This window comes from Streptomyces sp. NPDC047841, assembly GCF_040704085.1.
Lineage (GTDB): Bacteria > Actinomycetota > Actinomycetes > Streptomycetales > Streptomycetaceae > Streptomyces > Streptomyces argyrophylli.
Genome location: NZ_JBEYRP010000046.1, coordinates 17643 through 38613, shown reverse-complemented (window position 1 = coordinate 38613; position 20971 = coordinate 17643). Strand labels below are relative to the sequence as shown.

Sequence of the window (20971 nt, the reverse complement as noted above, 5' to 3'; positions counted from 1 at the left end):
AAGCTGACCCTCATCGACAACGACAAGGCCGAGGAGTGGAACAACGCCTACTCCCTGTGGTGCGGCCGTGACGCGCTGAAGGACGGCGTGATCCTCGCCAACGGCGACACCGTGCACCCGGTCTCCGTCGAGAAGACCCTGCTCGCCGCGCGCGGCGAGGGCAAGCGGATCATCCTCGCCCTGGACACGGTCAAGAGCCTGGCCGACGAGGAGATGAAGGTCGTCGTGGACCCCGAGAAGGGTGTGCGCAGGATCACCAAGCTGATGGACCCGGCGGAGGCGACCGGTGAGTACATCGGCGTCACCCTGATCGAGGGCGAGGCGGCGCAGGAGCTGGCCGACGCGCTGCGGGCCACCTTCGAGCGCGACCCCCAGCTGTACTACGAGGACGGCTACCAGGAGCTGGTCGACCGCGGCTTCAAGGTCGACGTGGCGCCCATCGGCGACGTGAGCTGGGTCGAGATCGACAACCACGACGACCTCGCGCGCGGACGGGTGATCGCGTGCCAGTACTGACCCGGCTGATCCCCTCGCCGGTCGTCGTGGACATCCGCGCGGGTGCCCTGGACGACCTGGCGAGTGTGCTCGCCGACCAGCGGATCTCGCACTCCGGGCGGCTCGCCGTCGCCGTCAGCGGCGGCTCCGGGGCCCGGCTGCGCGAGCGCCTCGCGCCCACGCTGCCCGGCGCGGTCTGGTACGAGGTCGGCGGCGGCACCCTGGACGACGCGGTCCGGCTGGCCGACGAGATGAAGTCGGGTCACTACGACGCGGTCGTCGGTCTCGGCGGCGGCAAGGTCATCGACTGCGCGAAGTACTCCGCGGCGCGCGTCGGCCTGCCCATGGTCGCCGTCGCCACCAACCTCTCCCACGACGGCATCTGCTCGCCCGTCTCCATCCTGGACAACGACGCCGGCCGTGGCTCCTACGGGGTGCCGACGCCCATCGCCCTCCTCATCGATCTGGACGTGATCCGCGAGGCGCCGATGCGGTTCGTGCGGTCCGGCATCGGTGACGCCCTGTCCAACATCTCCGCGGTCGCGGACTGGGAGCTGGCCAACCGCGTCAACGGGGAGAAGATCGACGGCCTGGCCGCCGCCATGGCACGCCAGGCGGGCGAGGCCGTGCTGCGGCACCCGGGCGGATGCGGCGAGGACGAGTTCCTGACCGTGCTGTCCGAGGGCCTGGTGCTGTCGGGCATCGCCATGTCGATCGCCGGGCACACCCGGCCGTCCTCCGGCGCCTGCCATGAGATCAGTCACGCGCTCGACCTGCTCTACCCCAAGCGGGCGGCGAGCCACGGCGAGCAGGTGGGACTGGGGGCCGCCTTCGCCATGCACCTGCGCGGCGACACCGAGCGGGCCCTGCTGATGGCCGGCACGCTGCGCCGGCACGGGCTGCCCGTGGTGGCGGAGGAGATCGGGTTCGACGACGACGAGTTCGTCCGCGCGGTGGAGTACGCGCCGCAGACCCGGCCCGGCCGTTACACGGTCCTGGAGCACCTGGAGCTGTCCGCGGAGGGCATCCGGAAGGCGTACGCCGGCTACGTGGCCGCGGTCGCCGGCTGAGCCGGGGCCCGGTTTGACCCCTACGGCCCGGGCCCGTAACCTTGACCGTCGGCGTGTCCACTGAACACGCCACATCCCCGTAAACCTCTTCCTCCCGGGCACACGGTTGGCCGGGAGAGGTCGTCCGTGGTTCTCCCGGGCGACTGGCCTGCGGGGGTGCCGTTTCTTCGAGCGAAAGTGAGATCCGCGTGTACGCCATCGTGCGCAGCGGTGGTCGCCAGCACAAGGTTGCTGTCGGCGACGTCGTTGAGGTTGACAAGATTTCCACTGCCAAGGTTGGCGACACGGTCGAGCTCTCGACCCTGCTCGTTGTCGACGGCGACTCCGTGACCAGTGACCCGTGGGTGCTGGCCGGCATCAAGGTCCAGGCCGAGGTCGTGGACCACCACAAGGGCCAGAAGATCGACATTCTGCGCTACAAGAACAAGACCGGCTACCGCCGTCGGCAGGGCCACCGCCAGCAGTACACGGCGATCAAGGTCACTGAGATCCCCGCGGCTGCGAAGTAAGGGACTGAGGAGAAATGGCACACAAGAAGGGCGCATCGTCCACCCGGAACGGTCGCGACTCCAACGCCCAGCGGCTCGGCGTGAAGCGCTTCGGCGGTCAGGTCGTGAGCGCGGGTGAGATCCTGGTCCGCCAGCGCGGCACGCACTTCCACCCGGGCGCCGGCGTCGGCCGTGGCGGCGACGACACGCTGTTCGCCCTGCAGGCCGGTTCGGTGCAGTTCGGCACCCACCGTGGCCGCAAGGTCGTGAACATCGTTCCGGTCGCCTGAGTCGGCTGATCGGAAGCTTTCGCGAGGCGGACCTCACTTCCCGGTCGGGAAGGCGGGTCCGCCTTTCGCGTGTTACCCACAAGACATACCCGGACGTTCCTTCTGGAGGCACTTAACCATGACCACCTTCGTGGACCGCGTCGAACTGCACGTCGCCGCGGGTAACGGGGGCCACGGCTGTGCCTCCGTCCACCGTGAGAAGTTCAAGCCGCTCGGCGGCCCCGACGGCGGCAACGGCGGCCGGGGCGGCGACGTCATCCTGACGGTCGACCAGTCGGTCACGACGCTGCTCGACTACCACCACTCCCCGCACCGCAAGGCCACCAACGGCAAGCCCGGCGAGGGCGGCAACCGCTCCGGCAAGGACGGCCAGGACCTGGTCCTGCCCGTGCCGGACGGCACGGTCGTCCTGGACAAGGCGGGCAACGTGCTCGCCGACCTGGTCGGCCACGGCACCTCGTACATCGCCGCGCAGGGCGGCCGGGGCGGCCTCGGCAACGCGGCGCTGGCCTCCGCCCGCCGCAAGGCGCCCGGCTTCGCGCTGCTCGGCGAGCCCGGTGACATCCAGGACGTCGTCCTGGAGCTGAAGACCGTCGCGGACGTGGCCCTCGTCGGCTATCCGAGCGCCGGCAAGTCCTCGCTGATCTCCGTGCTGAGCGCGGCCAAGCCGAAGATCGCCGACTACCCGTTCACCACGCTGGTCCCGAACCTGGGCGTGGTGACCGCCGGTTCCACCGTCTACACCATCGCCGACGTGCCCGGTCTCATCCCCGGCGCCAGCCAGGGCCGCGGCCTCGGCCTGGAGTTCCTGCGGCACGTGGAGCGGTGCAGCGTGCTGGTGCACGTGCTGGACACCGCGACCCTGGAGTCCGACCGTGACCCCGCCTCCGACCTCGACATCATCGAGGAGGAGCTGCGGCAGTACGGCGGCCTGGGCGACCGGCCCCGCATCGTCGTCCTGAACAAGGTGGACGTGCCGGACGGCAAGGACCTCGCCGAGATGGTCCGCCCCGACCTGGAGGCCCGCGGCTACCGCGTCTTCGAGGTGTCGGCGGTGGCGCACATCGGGCTGCGCGAGCTGACCTTCGCCCTCGGTGAGCTGGTGGCGGGCGCGCGTGCCGCCAAGCCGAAGGAGGAGGCGACCCGGATCGTCATCCGGCCCAAGGCCGTGGACGACACGGGCTTCACCGTCACCCGTGAGGACGTCGCCGGTGAGCCGCTGTTCCGGGTGCGCGGCGAGAAGCCCGAGCGCTGGGTCCGGCAGACCGACTTCAACAACGACGAGGCCGTCGGCTACCTCGCCGACCGGCTCAACCGCCTCGGTGTGGAGCAGGAGTTGATGAAGGCGGGTGCCCGCACGGGTGACGGCGTCGCCATCGGTCCGGAGGAGAACGCGGTCGTCTTCGACTGGGAGCCGACGGCCATGGCCGGCGCGGAGATGCTCGGCCGCCGTGGCGAGGACCACCGCTTCGACGCCCCCCGGCCCGCGGCACAGCGCCGCAGGGACCGGCAGGCCGAACGGGACGACTCCCAGCAGGAGTTCGACGACTTCGAGCCCTTCTAGGCGAGCCGCCTCGAGCCCTTCCGGGCGAGCCGCTTCGGGCGCGGAGGAGTGGCGCTTCGGCTGTTACAGCACCTTTACACAACTTCGCGCCGATCGCCGTACGGGTGACACGGAGCCGAAGTGTGGCGGGCGCTACGGTGACATGACCGTTGCGGACGGGGAGCGTTTGACCGGCGCTCCCCGCCGCGTGCACGTCGTGTCCCGTGGGGGGAAGACATATGGGCTCCGCGCCCGCCGAGCGTCCTGTCGTGTCCGTGATCGTTCCCGTCTACAACGCCGTCGACCATCTGCCGCAGTGCCTGCGGTCCATCGCCGGCCAGTCGATCGGGTTCGAGCACATCGAGATCATCACGGTGGACGACGGTTCCACCGACGGCGGCGGCGAGCTGCTCGACGCCTGGGCCGAACGCCATCCCGGCCGGGTGCGGGTGGTGCACCAGGAGAACTCCGGCGCACCGGGCGGCCCGCGCAACCGGGCCGTCCGGATGGCCCGGGGCGAGTTCCTGTTCTTCGCCGACCCCGACGACTACCTGGGCACCGAGGCGCTGGAGCGCCTGGTCGCCGCCGCCGAGCGCAACGACTCCGACGTGGTCCTCGGGAAGATCAAGGGCGTGGGGCGCAAGGCCCCGGTCACCCCGTTCCGGGAGAACGTCGACGGGGGTGACATCTTCACCTCCAAGGGCGTGTGGTCCCTCACCGCGCACAAGCTGTTCCGCCGCTCGCTGGTCGAGGAGCACGGACTGCGGTTCGCGGAGGGCCTGCGGCTGGCCGAGGAACAGATGTTCGTGGTGCCCGCCTACCTGCACGCGCGGTCGATCTCCGTCGTGTCCGACTACGACTGCTACTACCTGGTCCGCCGCGACGACTTCCCGCACCTGACCCAGGAGGTCCCGGACCCCGCCCCCTTCTACGCGAACGTGCGGGACGTCCTGACCGTCGTGGCGTCGCACGTCCCGCCCGGCGCCCGGCGCGACAAGCTGCTGTACCGGTGGCTCACCCTGGAGATCCTCGGCCGCTTCGACGGGCGCTTCGCCGACCTGCCCGAGGAGGTCCGCGCCCTGCACGTGAAGCTGGCGGGGGACCTGCTGAGCGCCTTCATGCCGCAGACGCTCGTGGACCAGCTGCCGCCGCTCTCCCGGCTGCGCTGCCTGCTGATCTCCCAGGGGCTCGTCGAGGAACTCACCGCCCTCACCACGCTGGTCCCCAGGCCGGAGCCGAAGCCGCCCGCGCCCCCCGCCCGGCCGGCGTCCGCACCGAGCCGGCGGCTCGCCCGGTACACCCCCGCCCGTGTGCTGAAGGCGCTCGGACGGCGTCTGCGCCGGGGGCGCTGACCGGCCGGCGCCCCCCGGACGGCACAGGGCGGGGCCCGGAGGTCGAACCTCCGGGCCCCGCCCCTTGTCCCGTGCCCGCTCAGAGCTCCTTGGTCTGCTCCAGCATCCGGTCCACGACCCGCTTCGAGGCGTGGCCGTCGTCCAGGTCGCAGAACAGGTGGTGGAAGCGGTCGAAGCGGTCCTGGTACTCGGCGGACACCTCGTCGATGTCCAGGAGCGCGTCGACCAGCTCCTTCGAGGTGAACACCAGCGGACCGGGCGAGTCCTGCTCGAAGTCGAAGTAGAAGCCGCGCAGGGTGTCCCGGTAGTGCTCCAGGTCGTAGGTGAAGAAGAGCATCGGCCGCTTCAGGTGGGCGTAGTCGAACATGACCGACGAGTAGTCCGTGATCATGATGTCGGCCGCCAGGTACAGCTCGGCGATGTCCGGGTACTCCGACACGTCCCACACGAAGCCGTTGCCGGCACCCGGCACCGCGTCCACCACGTTGGAGTGGCGGCGGATCAGCAGGACGTGGTCGTCACCCAGCCGCCGCTGCGCGTCCTCGATGTCGATCCGCAGGTCGAACCGGTACTGGCCCTGGCTGTGCGCCTGGTCGTCGCGCCAGGTCGGCGCGTACAGCACGACCTTCTTGCCCTTCGGCAGGCCGAGCTGCTTCTTCACCCGCTCCGCGACGGCGTCCTTCTCCGGCGAGTACAGGTAGTCGTTGCGCGGGTAGCCCGCCTCCAGGATCTCCCCGTCGTAGGAGAAGGCGCGCTTGAGGATCGGCGTGCTGAACCGGTTGGAGGACACCACCAGGCTCCACTGCTTCGCCTCCAGGGCCAGCTTCTCCTGGTAGCGGCGGTCGAAGTGCAGCGTGTCGATGTCGTGGCCGATCTTCTTCAGCATCGTGCCGTGCCACGTCTGCACGATGACCTGGCCGGGGCGCCGCTCGATCCAGTCCGGCAGGTGGCCGTTGGTGACGATGTAGCGGCTGGAGGCCAGCGCCTCGTACCACTCGCGGCCCCACATGCGGACGCGCTCCACGCCCTCCGGCAGCAGGACCTGGCCGTCGCGCACGGCCCACAGGTGCTTGAGCTGCGAGCCACGGGCGACCAGCTCCTCGTACATCGCCTTCGGGCTGTCGGAGAACTGCTTGCCGTTGTAGCTGAGGTAGAAGACCTGGTCCTTCAAAGGCTGCTGCCGCAGGGGCGCGTACACCTGCTCGCGCAGCTGCCGCTGGCGGTACGGGCCGCGCTCCAGGTCGTCCAGCTCCGAACGGCAGTTCAGCTGGGGGAAGTCGGCCCAGCGGTTCTCCAGCCAGTAGCGGCGGCCGCCCAGCTCGGCACGGAGCGGGAACTGCGCCGCCGCGAGGCGGTCGGTGACGAACGGCACGTCGGGACCCTCACCGTCGGCCGGGCGCAGGAAGAGGTTCCAGCGGCCCGCGCGCAGCGGCACATCGCCGTTGCCGCCGAGGGTGGAGGGGTCGAAGGCGACCTCGAAACGGCCGTCGTCGAGCCAGCGCGGCTCCACGAAGCGCTCCTCGAACCGCGCCCGGGGCTTGAGCAGCAGCCGGGCACCGGTGAGCCGGGCGTCGGTGCGCGCGGTGAGGACGATCCGGCCGTCCTCCAGGGCGACCCGGTCGATCACGGCCCGCCGGGTGCGGCCGGCCAGCTTCAGGTACCCGTTGTGCCCGCCGGTCACGGCCAGTTCGCCGTGCTCGACGTATTCACCCAGCGAGGCGGGCAGGTTGTAGCGCCCGTCCGCCAGGCCCTCCTGGAGGACCGTGCTGAACTGGCGCTCACCGCCCTTGGGGTCCGTGGCCACCAGCACGGTGGACCAGACGCGCTTCTCGGGCCGGGTCAGGGCGTCGACACCCTCGCTGAAGACCAGCGCCACGTCGGCCACCGGGACCTCGACCGAGAACCGGCGCGTGCCGCCCTCCTCGGTGACGTCGACCGGGTACTCGTGGACCTCGGCGCCCTTCTGGTTCTTCACCCGCAGCGCCACCCGCTCGCCGGCGTGCAGCGGGACCCGGATGTCACCGGTCACCCGCAGCCGGTCGCCCTCCAGGGTCCAGCCGGTGATCAGGGCGCGGACCTTCTCGATGCGCAGCTTGAGCGCACCGCGCTCGACCGACGGCAGCATCCGGAAGTCGGTGTCCAGCCAGAGGTACGGCGGGAAGTTGCAGGCGGCGCCGCCGCTGGACTGCACGGCGGCACGGCGCACCAGGCCGGAGGCGTACAGGCCGAGGCCCACGTGCCACAGGCCCTCCTGCCAGTCACCGCCCTTGCGCAGCTTCGCCGGGTCGATGGTGACCTCCCAGCCGGCCCAGTCGTAGTTGTACCGGTCCTGGCCGGAGTCCGTGGTGCGCTCCGGGGACTCGGTGTTCCGGGTGGGCAGCACGATGCGGCGGCGGGACTTGTCCTTGCGCAGTTGCAGGACCTTGACGGACGAGCGCTTCGAGGGGAGGTCGATCTTGTCGATCCAGGCGTGCCCGCCCAGCACCAGCTTGCCGTCGGACCAGCGGACGTCCTGGAGCGGGGCGCGCATGCGCAGGTCCCGGTCGATGCGCAGGGCCTTGCGCGGGACGTCCAGGTCGGCGTCGGCCAGGGCCGGGAAGGAGGCGTACTTGCGGACCAGGCCGGTGACCTCGATGGCCTCCTTGCGCCGCTGCGAGGCCAGCAGGGTGATCAGCTCGTCGAGCTGGTGCTTGCGGACCAGCAGCCACTGCACCCGCAGGTGCGTCGGCAGCGACATGACGACCTTGGGGTCGATGTGGTCCAGGAAGCGGTTGGCCGAGCGCAGGAACTCGGCGCGGTACTCCTCGTCGCCGTCGGGCACCACGTTGAGGAACAGCCGCAGGTCGTCCACGAGGACGCGGGTGTCGTACTCCTGCTTCAGGCGGGCGAAGGTCTCGCCGGACTGCCTGCCCAGGAAGTCGCTGATCTCCAGGACGGACGTGACGCGGTCGCGCACACCGGCCGGGTCGGTGCGGCGCTGCGTGATGGAGGGGGCGGACTCGCCCTCGCGCAGCCGCCAGTAGTAGCAGGGCTCGGAGATGACGTCGACAGCCTCGGCGAGGTAGTGCGCCCGCATGGTGACGGGGGTGTCCTCGTACAGGCGGCCCTCGGGGAAGGCGAAGCCGTGCTCCTCCCAGAAGGTCCGGCGGAAGACCTTGTTGCAGGCGATCCGGTCGGCGACGAGCTTGGCGTACTCGGAGATGTGGGTGCGCTGGCGTGCCTCGCCCGCGAGCATCCGCATCAGCGGGACCTGCCAGGTCTTCTCGCCCTTGAGGTGGAAGACGTTGCCGGTGGCGAAGTCGGAGCCGGTCTCGTCGAGGCTGCCGACCATCAGGCGGTAGGCGTCCGGCGGGACGAGGTCGTCGCTGTCGACGAACGTCAGGAACTCCGACTCGGGGGCGAGGTGGGCGATACCGGTGTTGCGGGCGGCCCCCAGCCCTCCGTTCTCCTTGCGTATCAGCCGGAACCGCGGGTCACGCTCCGCGTAGGTCTCGGCTATCGCCGCCGAGCTGTCGGGGGAGCCGTCGTCCACCATGAGGACCTCGAAGTCCTCGAACGTCTGCGACGCCAGCGAGTCGAGACAGGCCGGCAGATAGTGCTCGACGTCGTACATGGGGACGATGACACTGAGCCGAGGGGCCATGCTTGTCGATCTCCTTCTCGGGGGTCAGGCCCGCTCGACGGCTGCGAGCGCCTGGGCGGGGGCCGGTGCGTGGGAACGCTCTGCGAACGGCACGAAGGGCAGCGGCTCCGTCTCGCCGAGGAAGACGCGGCGCACCACGCGCTCGGCGGCCCGTCCGTCGTCGAACTCGCAGAACCGACGGCGGAAGGCGTCGCGGCGCGCGGCCGCGTCCTGCCCGCGGTACTCGTCCGATCGGAGCAGGTCGATCAGCTCGGCCTGCGAGGTGGCCACCGCGCCCGGTGACTCCTGGAGCAGGTTGAAGTAGGTGCCGCGCACGGCGGAGTAGATGTCCCAGTCGGGCGCGTAGATGATGACCGGCCGGTCCAGGACGGCGTAGTCGAACATCGCGGAGGAGTAGTCCGTGATCAGCGCGTCGGCCGCGAGGTACAGGTCCTCGACCCGGGGGTGCGCCGACACGTCGACGATCCGCCCGCTGCGGCGCAGTTCGGCCACGTGGGCCGACCCGCCGTAGAAGTAGTGGCCGCGCACCAGCAGGGTCACGTCCGGCCCCAGCTCGTCGGCGAGGCGGGCGAGGTCGAGGCTCGGCACGAAGCCGGGCTGGTACTCGCGGTGCGTGGGCATGTACAGGAACGCCCGGGTGCCGTCGGCGAGCCCGAGGGCCGCGCGGGCCCGGCGGACGTCCTCCGACGTGCCGTTGACGAGGACGTCGTTGCGGGGGTAGCCGGTCTCCAGCGAGACGTAGGAGCACGGGTAGACCCGTTCCCAGACGGCGGTGGAGAAGCGGTTGGAGCTGACGCTGAAGTCCCAGCGGTCGCAGCGCTCCAGGAGCTTGTCGAAGTCCATGTCCGTCGAGGCGGGGTACTTGCGCTGGTCCAGGCCCATGGTCTTCAGCGGGGTGCCGTGGTGGGTCTGCAGGTGGATCTGGCCCTCGCGCTTGACCACGCTGTCGGCGAAGTTCACGTTGTTGACCAGGTACTTGGCCCGTGCGAGCGCGGCCCAGTACTCCTTGGAGCCGACCCGGACGTACCGCACGCCCTCGGGCACCCGGTCCACGGCGTCCGGCCGGACCGCCCAGACCCGGCGGATGTGCGGGGCGAGCCGGGCCAGTTCGGCGTCGATGGCGGCCGGGTTGCAGGAGACGCTGCGGCTCCAGTAGGCGGAGAACAGCGCCAGGTTCTCGTCCAGCGGCAGCCGGAGCTGCGACTGGTAGTAGACGCCCATCGCGCTGCGCTTGGACCGGTTGACGGCCGTACGGGTGCGGGTCCTGACCGCCTTGCGGAGCTTCACTGCGGCGGTGGCACCGGCCATCGCGGCGTACGCGTCCTTCTCCAGCATCGCGTACTTGTGGCCGCGGCCGCCGCCCGGGCGCTGGAAGCCCTCGGGGAGCCGGGCGCGGTAGTCGGCGGAGGCGCGGTGGAAGAACTCCGCCCGCGCGTCGGCCGGCAGCCGGTCGGGCCGGTCCAGGATGGTCAGGAAGTGGTCGGCCATCTTGCGGAACAGCGGTGCGCGCCACTGCGCGAACTCGGGGTGGGCGTCCAGGTAGTCGAAGACGCGGCGGTACTGGTCGAAGACGTCGAAGTGCTTGCGGCTGACCGTCTTCAGGATGTTGCCGCCCTCGCGGCGCTGGCGGTACATCACGCAGACCCGGTTCAGCACCGCGATGCGCTCGGCACTGATCATGGAGCAGAACGTCCAGGGGGCGTCCTCGTAGTAGCCGGGCGGGAAGGTCAGCTCGTGACGCAGGACGAAGTCCCGGCGGTAGGCCTTGTTCCAGACGATCTGCAGCAGGTCCAGCAGCTTCGGCCGCTCGGAGAGGGGGAAGGCCTCGGGCCCGTCGGGCTGGAGCAGCTCGGCGCGCTGGTTGGGGCGGACCCGGCCGTCCCAGTAGCTGCGGGCGTAGTCGTAGACGAGGATCTCGGGGTTCCCGGCCGCTTCCAGCCGGTCGGCTATCGCCCGCAGGGCGCCGTCGGTCAGAGTGTCGTCACTGTCCAGGAAAAGTACGTAATCGCCCTGAACCTTCTCCATGCCCGCATTGCGCGCACGCCCCAGCCCCACGTTCTCCGTGAGGTGAATCACGTGAATGCGCGGGTCCCGCTCCGCGTATTCATCGAGAATGGCACCCGAACCGTCCGGTGAGCAGTCGTCGACCGCGATGACCTCGAAGTCCGTGTAGTCCTGCCCGAGCACCGAGTCCAGGCACTCGGTGAGGTAGCCCTGCACCTTGTAGACAGGGATGACAAGAGAGAGTCTGGGCATCCTTACAACCTGTTCCGAGACTGATCACGAGAGCGTGGGCCGAGGCCAGAGCACGCTCCGCCCGCCGGCGGCGCAGCGCGCCGTCGCATCAGAGTAAAGGATTCACTTGATGTTTCCGTGAGCAAGGTAGCGGGGCGGTCGGGGCGCGGAACAGCCGCGGACGCCGGACCTTTACTTGCTCGGAACATTCTCCCACCCCGATCCGCGGGCCATTCCACCCCGCCTCACCACGCAGGGATTTCGCCGCAGTTGCCCGAAATCACCCGATTCGATTTTCCGTAGCCCATGAACGAGTCTGCTCTCTTACCGACACAGACCGAGGAGGCACGGGAATGAGCTGGCTGGTCACGGGCGGCGCCGGGTACATCGGTGCGCATGTGGTGCGCGCCATGACGGAGAACGGCGAGCACGTGGTCGTCTACGACGACCTGTCGACCGGCAGTGCCGACCGGGTGCCCGGCGACGTCCCGCTGGTCGTGGGCAGCGTGCTGGACCAGGACCTCCTGGAGCGGACGATCCGTGACCACGCCGTGACCGGAGTGGTGCACATCGCCGCCAAGAAGCAGGTGGGGGAGTCGGTAGAGCGGCCCCTCCACTACTACCGCGAGAACGTCACCGGCCTGCAGACCCTGCTGGAGGCGATGACGGCCACCGGTGTCGGCCGGATCGTCTTCTCCTCGTCCGCCGCCGTCTACGGCATGCCGGACGTCGACCTCGTCACCGAGGACACCCCCTGCGTCCCGATGAGCCCCTACGGCGAGACCAAGCTGGTCGGCGAGTGGCTGATCGCCGCCGCGGCCAGGGCCCACGGGATCCGCGCCGTGTCCCTGCGCTACTTCAACGTGGCCGGTGCCGCCGCCCCGGAGCTGTCCGACGCGGGCGTCTTCAACCTCATCCCCATGGTGTTCGAGCGGCTGGAGGCCAACGAGGCGCCGCGGATCTTCGGCGACGACTACGCCACGCCGGACGGCACCTGCGTACGTGACTACATTCACGTCCAGGACATCGCCTCCGCCCACCAGGCGGCCGCGGCGCGTCTGCGCGACGCCCCGGAGGGGACCTCGCTCGTCCTCAACATCGGCCGGGGCGAGGGCAGCTCGGTCCGGGAGATGGTGGACCGCATCCTGAAGGTGACCGGCAACGAGCGGCTGGCGCCCGAGGTCACCGACCGCCGGCCCGGAGACCCGGCGAGGGTGGTCGCGTCGGCGGACCGCATCCGGGCGGAGTTGGGCTGGACGGCCCGTCTCGGCCTGGACGACATGATCGAGTCCGCGTGGCTGGGGTGGCGTCACCGGCACGCCTGAGCCCGAGCCCGAGCGGCCGGGGGTGAAGCCGGGCGCGGACCGCGGCCCGGCTCCCCCCGAGCTCGCGTGTCTGAGCGCCCGTCAGGCCTTCAGGTCGGCCTTGTCGCCCATCACCACGACGGGGTGCAGCCGGGGATCGAGGGTGCGCAGCAGGTACCGCATCGCCGACTCCGACTGGCTCACACACGCCGACGTGCCGCTGCCGTGGTCCATGTGCAGCCAGATGCTGCCGCCCTTCGACTGGCCCTGCGGCCGGGTCGGGTCATTGGGCGCGGTGCCCTTGACCCGGTTGTAGTCGATGGCTATGACGTAGTCGAAGTCGTGCCAGTACGCCTTCTTCCAGTAGTGGGGCGCCTGGAAGGCCGCGGACCGGGTGTACGGCAGCTTGGCCCCCGGGGCGGCGAGGACGCCGCCCGCGTCGCTGAGCGTGAAGACCCCCACCGGGCTGCGCAGATCGCCCTCGTGATGGTCCGTCGTCCAGCCCTTCCGCCCGTTGTGCGCCGCCCAGGAGCGCTCCTGCTTCCAGACGGCGCCGTGCTTGGTGAAGAGGGCGACGGTGGAGTCGGGGGAGTCCTTCCCCGCGCCGTACACCGCGACCACCTGGCGGGAGCCGGCCGGTACCTGCCGCCACAGCCGGTCCCCGATGCCGGGGACGCGCTTGAGGGCCGTCTTCCGCGGCTGCGTGTCGTCCGACTTGTCCCGCGACGCGGCACTCCCGTGGTCCGAACTGCCGCACGCCGCCACCGACATCACCAGCAGCCCAGCGAGGACCCCGCCCAACCCTGCCCGTGCCGAACCTCTTCTCCGCATGGGGTCCATGGTCGCAGACCGCCGCGAACGCGGCCGTACCGCCCTGCCCGGCACCGGCCAAACCACCGCGCGGGCAGACCCGTTGGGGACGCGGTGGCCTGGGTGAGGCGTGAGGCGGCGGGTTGGGACGAGGGCGGCGGGCCGGGCGACGTCGGCGAGGCGGTCCGGGAGTTGGTCTCGACGGCGCCGGCGAGGGTTTCGGTTTCGGTGACGGTGACGGTGACGGTGACTGCGACTGCGACTGCGACTGCGATGGCGACTGCGACTGCGATGGCGACGGCGACCGCGACGGCGACGGCGATGGCGACCGCGACGGCGATGGCGCCGGACCGGCCGGACGTGACGTTGACGCCGTGAGGGCGAGGGGGTGGTCCCGGCTCGGCGGCCGTCCCCGGGGGCGGGGTCCTCGCATCGCGGTGACCCCGGCCGGGCCGGGCCGGCCCGGGACTGTCCGGCGGTTGGGCAGCGCGGGCACGCCGCACCCGGCTTCCCGTAGATTGAGGACGCCGGGAAGCACGGTGCCGGAACGCGCACGTGAAGGAGACGGACCGCAGGTGGCAAGGGCAAGGCAGGCCGTGGGCGAGGCCCGCAGGATCGTCGTCAAGGTGGGCTCCTCCTCGCTGACCACCGCCGCGGGCGGCCTGGACGCCGACCGCGTCGACGCGCTGGTCGACGTCCTCGCCAAGATCCGCAGCGGTGGGGAGAAGGAGATCGTGCTGGTCTCCTCCGGCGCCATCGCCGCCGGCCTCGCCCCGCTCGGTCTGCGCCGCCGCCCCAAGGACCTCGCGCGCCAGCAGGCCGCCGCCAGCGTCGGCCAGGGCCTGCTCGTCGCCCGCTACACCGCCTCCTTCGCCCGCTACGGCGTCCGCGTCGGCCAAGTCCTGCTCACCAGCGACGACATGAGCCGCCGCGCCCACCACCGCAACGCCTCCCGCACCCTCGACCAGCTGCTCGCGATGGGTGCCTTCCCGGTCGTCAACGAGAACGACACCGTCGCCACCGACGAGATCCGCTTCGGCGACAACGACCGCCTCGCCGCCCTCGTCGCCCACCTCGTCCACGCCGACCTGCTGGTCCTCCTCTCCGACGTCGACGGCGTCTACGACGGCGACCCCAGCAGGCCCGGCACCTCCCGGATCGCGGAGGTGAGGGGCCCGGAGGACCTCGCCGGCGTCGAGATCGGCAGCGCGGGCAAGGCGGGCGTCGGCACCGGCGGGATGGTCACCAAGGTGGAGGCCGCCCGGATCGCCGCCGCCGCCGGCATCCCGGTGGTGCTGACCAGCGCCGTCCACGCGGCCGAGGCCCTGGCCGGCGGCGACACCGGCACGTACTTCCACGCCACCGGCAAGCGCTCCGCCGAGCGGCTCCTCTGGCTGCAGCACGCCTCCACCCCGCAGGGCGCCCTGATCCTGGACGACGGCGCGGTCGACGCGGTCGTCAAGCGGCGCACGTCGTTGCTGCCGGCCGGCATCGCCGCCGTCGAGGGCGAGTTCAGCGCGGGCGATCCCGTCGAGCTGCGGGACACCGCGGGCCGCGCGGTGGCGCGGGGACTCGTCAACTTCGACGCCAGGGAGATCCCCCTGCTGATCGGGCGTTCGACCCGGGAGCTGGCACGCGAGCTGGGCCCGGAGTACGAACGCGAGGTCGTGCACAGGGACGACCTGGTCCTCCTGCACACCTGAGGCCCGCGGAACCGCTCGTAAAACGGGGCGTACGGAACGACCCCGGTGGGGGACGTTCCGTAAAACCACCACGCGGAGCCCTGGGGCCTGCTCAACTTTGTCTGGGGGACACGTTGAAGGGGATGGGTTCCGTCAAGGGGCCGAGCGAGCCATACGAGCATGCGAGCCCGTGCGAGCCGTGCGCGCGTGCGTGCCATGCGTGATGCGTGAAGGAGGCCGTCGTGAGACGAGTGCGCCCGGGGGCGGCGTCCCGCGGTGCTCTGACGAGCGTCGCGGCCGGGGACACCTATGAGGAGCCCAAGGACCTGCCCAGGCTGTGGCACGTCACCCTCAGCGTCTCCGGGGAGAAGGTCCCCCTGCCCGAGCTGCGGCGGGCCCTCGAACAGCTCGCCCACGACCACCCGTTCCTGCTGACCAGCAGATACGCGACCGACCACGCCGAGATCAGGTACTGGGAAGAGGCCCGCGACCTGCACGACGCCGCCGCGGTGGCGCTGCGCCTGTGGGGCGAGCACCGGCAGAGCGCCGGCCTGCCGCCCTGGGAGATCGTCGGCCTGGAGGTCATCGACCGCGAGACCTACCACCATCGCATCGCCGAGGGCTACGGCCCCGCCCCGGCGACACCGGTGGGGGTGCACCCGTTCTGAGCCGGGGCCGGACGGGCCGGGGGCGCGACGATCCGGGTCCGGGCGAGCGGGCGCCGGGTGCGTGCGCTGTGCCGGGGTGAGCGGGTGCCGGGTGCGTGCGCTGTGCCGGGGTGAGCGGGTGCCGGGGGCTGTGCCGGGGCGGGACGGGCCCGGGCCGGCCGTCCGGGTGCGGGCGCCGGGTGGGCGCGCCGCGCCCGGGGTGTGCTTCCGGGCGTGCCCCGGCCAGGGAAGGTTCACCCCATTTGGGGTGTCTCGGGGTGTGGGACGACCGCTGAACCGCCGCGCCCCGCGCACTACCCTTCCCTCATGACCACGCTCTCGCCGTACGACTCGATGTCCCCGGTCACCCAGGCCGCCTACCGGGCCAAGGCCGCCGCCGCCGACCTCGCGCCGCTCCCGCGCGCCGTGAAGGACGACGCGCTGCTCGCCATCGCCGACGCCCTGGAGGTCCGGACCGCCGAGATCGTCGAGGCCAACGCCAAGGACGTGGCCAAGGCGCGGGAGAACGGCACCAGCGAGGCCATCGTCGACCGGCTCACCCTCACCCCGGAGCGGGTCCGCGCCATCGCCTCCGACGTCCGCGACGTCGCGAAGCTGCCCGACCCGGTCGGCGAGGTCGTCCGCGGCTCCACCCTGCCCAACGGCATCGACCTGCGCCAGGTCCGCGTCCCGCTGGGTGTCGTCGGCATCATCTACGAGGCCCGCCCGAACGTCACCGTGGACGCCGCCGCCCTCTGCCTCAAGTCCGGCAACGCCGTCCTGCTGCGCGGCTCGGCCTCCGCCTACGAGTCGAACTCCGCCCTCGTCCGGGTGCTCCGCGACGCCGTCGGCGGCGCCGGGCTGCCCGCCGACGCCGTCCAGCTCGTGCCCGGGGAGAGCCGTGACTCCGTCCGCGAGCTGATGCGCGCCCGCGGCCTGGTCGACGTCCTCATCCCGCGCGGCGGCGCCTTCCTGATCCAGACCGTGGTCAACGAGTCCAGGGTCCCCGTGATCGAGACCGGAACCGGCAACTGCCACGTCTACGTCGACGCCCAGGCCGACATCGACACGGCCGTCGAGATCCTGATCAACTCCAAGGCCCAGCGGGTCAGCGTCTGCAACGCCGCCGAGACCCTCCTGGTCCACCAGGACATCGCCGCCGAGTTCCTGCCGCGCGCCCTGGACGCCCTCGCCGAGGCCGGCGTCACCGTCCACGCCGACGAGCGGGTCATGGCCTACGCCAAGGACTCCAAGGCCACCGTGGTCGAGGCGACCACCGAGGACTGGGAGACGGAGTACCTGTCGTACGACATCGCCGCCGCGGTGGTGGACTCCCTGGACAGGGCCGTCGAGCACATCCGGCTGTGGACCTCCGGCCACACCGAGGCCATCGTGACCACGTCCCAGCAGGCCGCCCGCCGCTTCACCCAGCTGGTCGACTCCACCACCGTCGCCGTGAACGCCTCCACCCGCTTCACCGACGGCGGCCAGTTCGGCTTCGGCGCCGAGATCGGCATCTCCACCCAGAAGCTGCACGCGCGCGGCCCGATGGGCCTGCCCGAGCTGACCAGCACCAAGTACATCGTCACCGGCGACGGACACGTCCGCCGCTGAGGTTCACCCGTCCGGCCGCGGGCCCGCCGCCCGCGCCCCGTCCCGGGAACCGCTCCGCGGCCCAGGTCCCCGAGGCGTCTCACCAGGCAGACGAATTTCCATACCGTCTGCCCAAATTGACCCCCCAGGTCTACTCTGGATCCGTGCCGGAGGACGTGGGGGGCACGCCGTTCCCTGACGGCTGGGAGCCCGACGACGACCACGACCACGGGGTGTCGGACGAAGAGTTCGCCTCCGTGGTCTTCGACGAGGCCTTCGTGCAGGCGGCCACCTTCCACGAGCCGACCGCCGTGGAGCGCCTCCTGGCCGCGGCCCAGGCCAGAGCCGAGGCCTCCGAGGCCGAGGCCCGCCGTGCCCGCGCCCGAGGCGAGCGCTACGACGACGGCTACGGCCCCGAGGGCACCGCCTTCGGCCGGGATCACGACGATGACGATGACGAGCTGGACGACACCTACGTCGTCGGCGACCGCCACGGCCTCTTCGGTGCCTACGGCAAGCAGGTCCGCTGGCACCGGCCCGTGGCCTGGCTCCTCGCCGTCGTGATGGGCATCGGCATGGTCGCCCTGGCCTTCGCCGCCGTCTACCGGGGAAGCTCCTCGGGCACCCGCGACCGCGTTCCCGCCCCCGCCTCCACCGGCCTGGAACAGGGCGGCGCGCCCACCCCCGGTACCGCCGCCGAGCACTCCCGGCCGGCCGTCTCGGCCATCCCGCCCTCCCCCTGAGCGCCCCGTCCGTTCTTGGTGAGAACCTGTCAGAAGTTGTCGCGCAGCGGGGCGTTTACCCAGGGCTCACGAGACCTACTCTGAAGGTATGGGCGGGCCTGGAGACCCACCGGAGGGGACACCCGAGGGCGGCCCCGGCGGTGCGGAGGACGAATACCGATCCGTCGTCTTCGACGAGTCGTTCGTCCGTGCTGCCCGCCTCCAGGAGTTCTCCGCCGAGGAGCGGATGGCCGACCACGCCCCCGCCGTCCGCCGCCGCCCGCCCCTGCACCGGGGCCTCACCCGGCAGGCCCTCGTCCTCGTCCTGCTGATCGCCGTCGCCTTCGTCACCGCGATCTACATGGGCGTCCGCCACCCCTACGGCTCCCCGCAGACCCGGCGCCCCGTGGAATCCCTCAGGACGACCGTCATCCCGCTCGCCCCCCAGGGCAAGGTGCCCGGCGCCACGGACCCCGAGAGGCTCTACGCGCACAGCCCCGCCGCCCCGTACGAGGCCGGCGCCGAGGGCATCCCCCTGCCGGCCTCGCGCGGCACCGCCCACTTCTCCGACAGCCAGGTGGTGACCGCCCTCACCACCGCCAAGGACTACATCGTCAGCTCCTCGCTCTACCCCGAGGTGCTCAGCGGACGCGAGGTCCGCCCCGTCCGGGCCCTGATCGACTCCGACCAGCTCGAACAGTTCGACCAGAGCATCGACCACCCGGCGGCGGACGGCCGGCACGCGGCCACGGGCTGGGTGGTCCGCATCGACCCCGCCCGCGCCCAGCTGGCCGACGACAGGATTCGCGTCTTCGGCAGCCTGCACGCCGCCGAAGCCGACCCGGCGACCCTGGAGGTCACCGCCGACCACACCTTCGTCTACGCCCTGCGCCCCACCGGTGCCGCCGCCGGCGCCCCCGCCTCGCTCTTCACGGTCCGCCGCGAGGTGACCTTCCGCTTCGACCGCGACGACCTGCGCACCCACCAGGTCCAGCTGGCCGTGTCCTACGTCCAGGCGGGCCCCCTCGCCTGCGCGGAGGACGCCTCGGCCTACCTCCGCCCCCTCCTGGCCGGCCAGACGGCCCGCTCGGGCGGCCCCGCGGGCACCAACCCCTACGAGACGGACAGTGCCACGGCCCTGTGCGGAACGCTGGCCCCCGCGGCCCAGCCGAAGGTGTGAGGGGCGGGGGCGCGGGGAGGGGGATGGCGCGGGCGGGGGGACGGCGCCTTCGGCCGTTGCTCCCCCCGCCGGCACCCAGGCCGTGGCTCCCTCCTGCCGGCGCCTCCGGCCGTGGCTCCCCCCTGCGGGCCCCAGGACGTGGCTTCGCCCGCCGGCCGTCTCCGGCCGTGGCTCCCCCCGCCGGGCCCGGCGCCTACGCCTCGCCCGCCTCGGGAGCGTCCCCCTTGGCCGGCGGCGGGCTCCGGAAGCCGTCGAAGCCCCGCCGGACCCGGCCGCCCAGGTCGCCCGCGCCGCCCGCGAGGTCAGTGACCAGCTTCATCAGCGGGTCCTTGGAGGTCTTCACATCGCTGGCGTAGCTGGCCGCCGACTCGCGGAAGGAGTCGCCGACGGAGGCGTCCCCGTCCTCGCTGCGCCGTGCGTAGTGCCCGTCCATGATCCGCTGGTAGTCCCGGGACTCGGCCCACTTCTTCAGCTCGGCGGCCCGCACGGTGGTGAACGGGTGCGAGCGGGGCAGCACGTTCAGGATCTTCAGCACCGAGTCGCGCAGATCGCCCCCGGACTCGTACTCCTCGGCCTGCTCCAGGAACGCGTCCACGTTCATCTCGTGTAGATGGTTGCCGCCCGCGATCTTCATCAGCCCCCGCATCGAGGCCCGGACGTCCTGGCCCACCAGCAGGCCCGCCCGGTCGGCGGACAGCTCCGACTTGCGGAACCACTCCCGCAGGGCCGTGACGATCGCCGTGATCGCGAGGCTGCCCAGCGGGATCCAGGCGACCTTCAGCGCGAGGCTCGTCAGGAACAGCAGGACGGTGCGGTACACCGAGTGCCCGGACAGCGCGTGCCCCACCTCGTGCCCGACGACCGCCCGCATCTCCTCCTCGTCGAGCAGCTCCACCAGCCCCGTGCTGACCACGATGATCGGCTCGTCCAGGCCGATGCACATCGCGGTCGGCTGCGGATCCTGCGTGACGTACATCGGCGGGACGTTCGGCAGGTCCAGGATGTAACAGGCGTCCAGCAGCATGTCGTGCAGGTGCGAGAACTGCCGCTCGGAGACCCGCACCGAGTCGGACAGGAACAGCAGCCTGAGGCTCCGCTCCGGCAGCAGCCCGCTGAGCGCCTTGAAGACGGTGTCGAACCCGCTCAGCTTGCGCAGCGCGACCAGGGCCGAGCGGTCGGCCGGGTGCTCGTACGCGCGCGTGGATATCCCGGGAAAGCGCCTGCGCTGCCTGCTCGGCACCCGCTCGTGCCCCGCGTGCTGGTGGCCGTCGTCGGACATGTCTTCCCCCATGCATGTGAGTGCCCACCGTGCCCCCGAGGCAGGGCCCAGCCTAGGCGGAGATACCTTGGACGGGCAGTACACGCGAAGGAGTCCACGTCATGGAGCACCACCCCGCAGCCGCCTGGCTGACCGAGGCCGCCACGAGCGCCGTCCAGCAGCACGGGTCAGGAAACCTGCTCCGCGTCGTACTGGTCGTGATGGTCCTCGGCTGTGTACTGACCGCGTGGTTCCTGTTGCGCGGCTACAAGCGGAAGGACGACTGACGAGCGGCGAAGGTTCCCCGCCGCCGGGCATCGCCCGCCCTCCCGCCGCCCGAGCCGCCGCGCCCTCCGGTGCCAACGGCGGAGTCGGCGTGATCGCCGAACGGCCGCCCGCTTACGATGGGCCGACATCTTTATTCCGCCCACACGCGATAGGTCCTGCCGAAGATGAGCTTCCACAGCGCAGCAGCCCAGTTGGTCACCCTTGCCGCCGAGGGCGAGCAGCACGGCGGAAACCACAACAGCCTGAACCCGGCCCTCACCGGCGGCGGCGCCCTGTTCATCCTGCTCCTGCTGCTGTGGATCACCACGCGCTTCAACCGCGACCGCTGAGCGGGGAACCCGTCCCCGGCCGGACGTCCGAGGCCGGGCCGG

Annotated in this window: 18 protein-coding genes; 14 read left to right on the top strand and 4 right to left on the bottom strand. The window is 71.5% G+C overall.

Going from position 1 to position 20971, the window contains the following annotated elements; all coding sequences use genetic code 11:
- The 6 genes from AB0947_RS40050 to AB0947_RS40025 all read left to right on the top strand — a co-directional run.
- Positions 1–516: phosphocholine cytidylyltransferase family protein (locus tag AB0947_RS40050; protein ID WP_366755310.1), on the top strand; the 516-nt coding region annotated here is incomplete at its 5' end.
- Entirely contained in the window at positions 504–1565 is a 1062-nt protein-coding gene (locus tag AB0947_RS40045) for an iron-containing alcohol dehydrogenase family protein (RefSeq protein ID WP_366755309.1), read from the top strand. The genes AB0947_RS40050 and AB0947_RS40045, both read left to right, overlap by 13 nt.
- Positions 1566–1753: 188 nt before the next feature.
- Positions 1754–2074: a 50S ribosomal protein L21 gene (gene rplU, locus AB0947_RS40040; protein WP_366755308.1), complete on the top strand. Its 321-nt coding sequence runs from the start codon at positions 1754–1756 to the stop codon at positions 2072–2074.
- A gap of 14 nt (positions 2075–2088) precedes the next feature.
- On the top strand, positions 2089–2343 hold the full coding sequence (gene rpmA, locus AB0947_RS40035; RefSeq protein ID WP_014672692.1) for a 50S ribosomal protein L27: 255 nt from the start codon (positions 2089–2091) through the stop codon (positions 2341–2343).
- 118 nt (positions 2344–2461) lie between these two features.
- Positions 2462–3907, top strand: a complete 1446-nt coding sequence (gene obgE, locus AB0947_RS40030; RefSeq protein ID WP_366755307.1) for a GTPase ObgE — start codon at positions 2462–2464, stop codon at positions 3905–3907.
- Between the two features lie 248 nt (positions 3908–4155).
- Complete coding sequence (locus tag AB0947_RS40025) at positions 4156–5238, top strand: glycosyltransferase (protein ID WP_366755306.1); 1083 nt, start codon at positions 4156–4158, stop codon at positions 5236–5238.
- Positions 5239–5317: 79 nt separating this feature from the next.
- Here the strand turns inward: AB0947_RS40025 and AB0947_RS40020 are convergent, their stop codons facing one another.
- Complete coding sequence (locus AB0947_RS40020) at positions 5318–8881, bottom strand: CDP-glycerol glycerophosphotransferase family protein (RefSeq protein WP_366755305.1); 3564 nt, start codon at positions 8879–8881, stop codon at positions 5318–5320.
- A 24-nt stretch (positions 8882–8905) separates the two neighbouring features.
- Complete coding sequence (locus AB0947_RS40015; RefSeq protein ID WP_366755304.1) at positions 8906–11137, bottom strand: bifunctional glycosyltransferase family 2 protein/CDP-glycerol:glycerophosphate glycerophosphotransferase; 2232 nt, start codon at positions 11135–11137, stop codon at positions 8906–8908.
- Positions 11138–11469: 332 nt separating this feature from the next.
- On the opposite strand from AB0947_RS40015, the gene galE reads away from it, so the two are divergent.
- The gene (gene galE / locus AB0947_RS40010) at positions 11470–12441 is read left to right on the top strand and encodes a UDP-glucose 4-epimerase GalE (protein WP_366755303.1); all 972 of its coding nucleotides are present in this window, start codon (positions 11470–11472) and stop codon (positions 12439–12441) included.
- Between the two features lie 81 nt (positions 12442–12522).
- On the opposite strand, the gene AB0947_RS40005 is transcribed toward galE, so the two are convergent.
- Positions 12523–13251: a hypothetical protein gene (locus AB0947_RS40005; protein ID WP_366755302.1), complete on the bottom strand. Its 729-nt coding sequence runs from the start codon at positions 13249–13251 to the stop codon at positions 12523–12525.
- Between the two features lie 575 nt (positions 13252–13826).
- Between AB0947_RS40005 and proB the strand changes: the two genes are divergently transcribed.
- The 5 genes from proB (at position 13827) to AB0947_RS39980 (ending at position 19054) form a co-directional block, all read left to right on the top strand.
- Positions 13827–14933: a glutamate 5-kinase gene (gene proB / locus AB0947_RS40000; RefSeq protein WP_366755312.1), complete on the top strand. Its 1107-nt coding sequence runs from the start codon at positions 13827–13829 to the stop codon at positions 14931–14933.
- Between the two features lie 221 nt (positions 14934–15154).
- A complete protein-coding gene (locus AB0947_RS39995; RefSeq protein WP_103810746.1) occupies positions 15155–15580 on the top strand; it encodes a hypothetical protein in 426 nt (141 codons plus the stop codon).
- A gap of 306 nt (positions 15581–15886) precedes the next feature.
- Positions 15887–17173: a glutamate-5-semialdehyde dehydrogenase gene (locus AB0947_RS39990; protein ID WP_366755301.1), complete on the top strand. Its 1287-nt coding sequence runs from the start codon at positions 15887–15889 to the stop codon at positions 17171–17173.
- A gap of 116 nt (positions 17174–17289) precedes the next feature.
- Positions 17290–17895: a hypothetical protein gene (locus AB0947_RS39985; RefSeq protein ID WP_366755300.1), complete on the top strand. Its 606-nt coding sequence runs from the start codon at positions 17290–17292 to the stop codon at positions 17893–17895.
- Between the two features lie 88 nt (positions 17896–17983).
- Positions 17984–19054, top strand: coding sequence for a hypothetical protein (locus AB0947_RS39980; protein WP_366755299.1), 1071 nt, complete (start codon positions 17984–17986; stop codon positions 19052–19054).
- Between the two features lie 193 nt (positions 19055–19247).
- On the opposite strand, the gene AB0947_RS39975 is transcribed toward AB0947_RS39980, so the two are convergent.
- Complete coding sequence (locus AB0947_RS39975) at positions 19248–20333, bottom strand: M48 family metallopeptidase (RefSeq protein ID WP_366755298.1); 1086 nt, start codon at positions 20331–20333, stop codon at positions 19248–19250.
- A gap of 101 nt (positions 20334–20434) precedes the next feature.
- On the opposite strand from AB0947_RS39975, the gene AB0947_RS39970 reads away from it, so the two are divergent.
- Both AB0947_RS39970 and AB0947_RS39965 read left to right on the top strand, forming a co-directional pair.
- Positions 20435–20599, top strand: a complete 165-nt coding sequence (locus AB0947_RS39970) for a hypothetical protein (protein ID WP_366755297.1) — start codon at positions 20435–20437, stop codon at positions 20597–20599.
- A 165-nt stretch (positions 20600–20764) separates the two neighbouring features.
- Complete coding sequence (locus AB0947_RS39965; protein WP_014672678.1) at positions 20765–20929, top strand: hypothetical protein; 165 nt, start codon at positions 20765–20767, stop codon at positions 20927–20929.
- Positions 20930–20971 lie beyond the last annotated feature (42 nt).